Below are 4193 nucleotides of genomic sequence, written 5' to 3'. Positions count from 1 at the left end.
GGGGCGGCGTCGGGATGCGCTGGAAGAAACCGCGCGGCTGGCGGGCGAGGGAAGCGTGACGCTCGTTCATCCCTGCGATGTGTCCGATGACAGCGCGGTCGAGGCGCTGTTTCAGGACATTGAAAGCCGGTTCGGACGACTTGATCTTCTGTTCAACAATGCCGGGATCTTTTCTGCCGGCGGCACGATCGATGAGATCCCGGTCGAGACATGGAATGCGGTGGTTGGGGTTAATCTCACCGGCGCGTTTTTGTGCGCGCGCTCGGCCTTCGCGCTGATGCGGCGGCAGAACCCTCAAGGCGGGCGCATCATCAACAACGGTTCGATTTCGGCCCATGCGCCGCGTCCTGGCTCCGTGCCCTATACCGCTACCAAGCACGCGATGACCGGCCTGACCAAGTCGCTGTCGCTCGACGGCCGGCCGTTCAACATCGCCTGCGGCCAGATCGACATTGGCAATGCCGCCAGCGAGATGACCGACCAGATGGGCAAGGGCATCTTGCAGGCCAACGGCACGCTGGCGCCGGAACCGCTGATGGATGTGGCTCACGTCGCGGATGCCGTGGTGCATATGGCGAGCCTGCCGCTGGAAGCCAATGTGCAGTTCATGACGGTGATGGCCACCAGGATGCCGTTTATCGGGCGCGGCTGAACTGGTCGCTGGCTTCATCAGTCGCAACGCTTGCCATAGCGCTCGCAGCCGTGTTCGGCATTAGTGGTTCGGTCAGCCAATCTCGTGGAGCTTGAAGCATGGCCGACCTCAGCAACTGGACCCTTAAGTCGCGGCCGGAGCGCATCGTGCTTCAGGGCCGCTATGTACGTTTGGAGCCGCTTGATCTCGCCAAACACGGCGATGATCTGTTCGAGGCTTCCCAGGCCACGCATTCCGAAGAACGCTTCCGCTATTTGTTCGAGGAAGCAGCCTCGGATCGCGCAGCCTTCGATGCCTGGGTGGAAAAGAGCGCGAGGAGCGAGGATCCGCTGTTCTTTGCCGTGGTGGATCAAACAACGGGCAAGGCGGTGGGACGGCAAGGCCTGATGCGGATCGACCCGGTCAACGGCGTCGCCGAAATCGGCAACATCTATTGGGGGCCGGCCCTTTCGCGCACGCCGGGTGCCACCGAGGCCATGTATCTCTTCGCAAAGTATGTCTTCGACCTCGGCTATCGCCGCTATGAATGGAAGTGCAACAACAACAACGAACCGTCCAAGCGGGCGGCGGAGCGGTTCGGCTTCACCTTCGAAGGCATCTTTCGCCAGCACATGATCCAGAAGGGAGAGAATCGCGACACAGCCTGGTATTCCATGCTAGACAGCGAGTGGCCGGCCTTGAAGGCTGCGTATGATGCCTGGCTCGATCCCCAGAACTTCGACGCGGCCAGCAAACAGAAGCGCAAGCTCGGCGAGATGCAGCACAAGGCTGTTTGAGCAGAGACGACGACCATGGCGCACGCCCACGATCACCACGGCCATTCGCATGAGGCGCATCCTCACGGCGAAGGGAAACACGATCACGATCATGCGGGGCATGATCACGGGGGCCACGGCCACGGCCACGGTCATCACGGCCATGGTCATCATCATGGTCATGGCGCGCATGTGCATGGCTCCACCGACAAGAAGCGGGTGCTGATCGCGGCACTTCTGACCGGCGGCTTCATGGTTGCCGAAGCGATCGGCGGTCTCGTCACCGGGTCGCTGGCGCTGCTGGCCGATGCCGGCCACATGCTGACCGACTCCATCGCGCTCGCTCTGGCCTGGTATGCTTTCCATCTGGCGGAACGGCCCGCGAATGCCCGCCATACTTACGGTCTGGGTCGCGTGAAAACGCTGGTCGCCTATACCAATGGCATCGCGATCTTCGGCGTCGCGCTCTGGATCATCTATGAGGCGGCTATTCGCTTCATCCAGCCTGCGCCCGTTCTTGCCGGGCCGATGCTCTATGTCGCGGTCGGCGGCCTGGCGGTGAACATCATCGGCTTTTTCGTTCTGCATGGCGGCGATCAGGACAGTTTGAACATGCGCGGCGCGATCGTTCATGTGATCGGCGACCTGCTTGGCTCGGTCGCGGCGATTGTAGCGGCCCTGATCATCATGGCCACCGGTTGGACGCCGATCGACCCCATTCTCTCGGTTCTCGTCGCCGTTCTGATCCTGTCCACGGCTTGGCGCCTGATGCGTGACGCCGCAACCGTGCTGCTCGAAGGCGTGCCCGAAACGCTCGACCGCGACACGGTGATCCGCGACCTCGAAACCAGCATTTCCGGCGTGCGTGAGGTACACCACATGCATGTCTGGTCGATGGATGGATCGCGCAACATGGCAACCCTGCATGCCTGCTTGAAGGAGGATGCCGAACCTTCCAGCGTCGTGCGCGCCGTCAAGAAGCGCTTGGCCGAACGGCACAACATCGCCCATGTGACGGTGGAAACCGAACGCGACACCTGCGCCGACACTGCTGCCCACGCGCACTGATCGCGGTTCGCTTGAAAGGACTGGAAATGATTGCCCCCGAAAATCGCGGCCCCGTGCTGGCCGCGGCTATCTTCCTGCTGGTTTTCGGCGTCGGCGCCTTTCTGCTGCCCAAGATCATGCTGGCAGTCGGCAGCTATTCCACCACGGCGGCCGGCATCATCGCCATCGGCTTCGTTCTGGCGTTTTTCGGGGTGTTCTGGCTGCGCAGCCGCAGGCAATCCGGGCGCTGAACTCCATAGGCCGGGCTGGGGCCACTTGGCTTCCTGATGCATGCCGTGTAGATAATCCATATATGAACCATATATGGATGAAGCGATGGGAATCGTGAACATCGATGATGAGTTGCATGAGCAGCTGCGCCGCATCAGCAAGCTTTCGTGCCGCTCGATCAATGCGCAGGCGGCTTACTGGATCAGAGTCGGTATGCTGTGTGAAACCAATCCTACGCTTCCTTTCACCGAGATCATGGCGCGCGAGCTGAGTTCGGCTGGCGTGACGGCACCAGCGCCGGTGGCTCTCGACGCATGACAAAGCAGCCTCATGAGCTCGCGCTGCTGGCGCAGTCCGGCCGTCTGCTCGCTTCCGTTTTCGCGTTGATCGACCGCACACCGCTTCTCGGCAAGTCGACGCTCGAGATCAACGACATGGTGGAGCAGTTCATCACGCATGATCTCCAAGCACGGCCGGCGAGCAAGGGCCAGTATGATTACGGCTTCGTGCTGAATGCCTCGATCAACGAGGTCGTATGCCACGGCGTGCCTTCCGAAACCGATGTGCTGCTCGACGGCGACATCGTCAACTTCGACATCACCCTGGAAAAGAACGGCTTCATTGCGGATTCCAGCAAGACCTACCTGGTCGGCGAGGTGAACCCGGCCGCCCGGCGGCTGGTGCAAACGACCTATGATGCGATGTGGCAGGGTATCCAGACCGTCCGCCCCGGAGCGCGCCTCGGCGATATCGGCTATGCCATCGAGCGGCACGCCAAGCGCAATGGTTATTCCGTGGTGCACGAGTTTTGCGGCCACGGTATTGGCCGCGAGATGCATGAGGAGCCGCAGATCCTGCATTTCGGCAAGCCGGGAACGGGCATGGCGTTGCGCGAAGGCATGGTGTTCACCATCGAGCCGATGCTCAATCGCGGCCGGCGCAGCGTGCGCACCGAAGCCGATGGCTGGACGGTGAAAACCCGCGACGGCTCATTGTCCGCCCAGTTCGAGCACACGGTTGCGGTCACGGCCTCCGGCGTGTCGGTGCTGACGCTGCGGCCCGACGAACATCATTGAAGGACTGGCTACACTGACAGGCTGGCGCCGAGCAGAACCAGGCCGATCAGCAGCAGCGCCGCCGCGCCCGCGATCTCGATCGTGGTGTGAACGGCTGCCCCGAACGAGCCTTCGCCGGAGACCGATAGCGCGACGTTCTTTGCCGCGACAGCAAGGGTTGCCAGCAGCGACACGGTGATTGCCGTGCCGAGCGCCATGGCGAAAACCGACACGATGCCGCCGAACCACAAGCCGTTCAGCAGCGAGAAGGTCAAGACGATCAACGCGCCGGAGCAGGGGCGCAGGCCGACGGCGATGATCGCGGCCCAGGCAGCGCGCAGATCGAAGCGCTCGCCTTCGAGCTGCGAGGGGTCGACGGCATGCATCTGGCCGCAATCGCGGCAGACCTCCATGCGCTCGGCCGTCGCCTCGCTGGCGCTGAACATCGATCCG

At 62.4% G+C, this 4193-nt stretch carries 7 protein-coding genes; 6 read left to right on the top strand and 1 reads right to left on the bottom strand.

Annotated features, from left to right (window positions below):
• From RTX98_RS20250 to map, 6 genes are all read left to right on the top strand, one after another.
• A partial coding sequence (locus tag RTX98_RS20250) for an SDR family oxidoreductase (RefSeq protein WP_312798683.1) occupies window positions 1-652 on the top strand: 652 nt, incomplete at its 5' end.
• A gap of 98 nt (window positions 653-750) precedes the next feature.
• Window positions 751-1428 carry a GNAT family protein gene (locus tag RTX98_RS20245; protein WP_312798681.1) on the top strand — a complete coding sequence of 226 codons (678 nt, stop codon included), beginning with the start codon at window positions 751-753 and terminating at the stop codon, window positions 1426-1428.
• A gap of 15 nt (window positions 1429-1443) precedes the next feature.
• A complete protein-coding gene (locus tag RTX98_RS20240) occupies window positions 1444-2475 on the top strand; it encodes a cation diffusion facilitator family transporter (protein ID WP_312798680.1) in 1032 nt (343 codons plus the stop codon).
• A gap of 26 nt (window positions 2476-2501) precedes the next feature.
• Window positions 2502-2705 (top strand): hypothetical protein, encoded by a 204-nt coding sequence (locus tag RTX98_RS20235; RefSeq protein WP_312798679.1) that lies wholly within the window; start codon window positions 2502-2504, stop codon window positions 2703-2705.
• 85 nt (window positions 2706-2790) lie between these two features.
• On the top strand, window positions 2791-3003 hold the full coding sequence (locus RTX98_RS20230) for a ParD-like family protein (protein ID WP_312798678.1): 213 nt from the start codon (window positions 2791-2793) through the stop codon (window positions 3001-3003).
• Entirely contained in the window at window positions 3000-3761 is a 762-nt protein-coding gene (gene map / locus RTX98_RS20225) for a type I methionyl aminopeptidase (RefSeq protein ID WP_312798677.1), read from the top strand. The genes RTX98_RS20230 and map overlap by 4 nt, the downstream gene beginning before the upstream one ends.
• Before the next feature lie 8 nt (window positions 3762-3769).
• On the opposite strand, the gene RTX98_RS20220 is transcribed toward map, so the two are convergent.
• On the bottom strand, window positions 3770-4193 hold a 424-nt coding region (locus RTX98_RS20220; RefSeq protein WP_416223190.1), incomplete at its 5' end, for a nickel/cobalt transporter.

It is taken from the genome of Tianweitania sp., assembly GCF_032053605.1.
GTDB lineage: Bacteria > Pseudomonadota > Alphaproteobacteria > Rhizobiales > Rhizobiaceae > Tianweitania.
The sequence above is the reverse complement of the archived record's forward strand: the minus strand, read 5'-3'. Positions and strand labels throughout refer to the sequence as shown.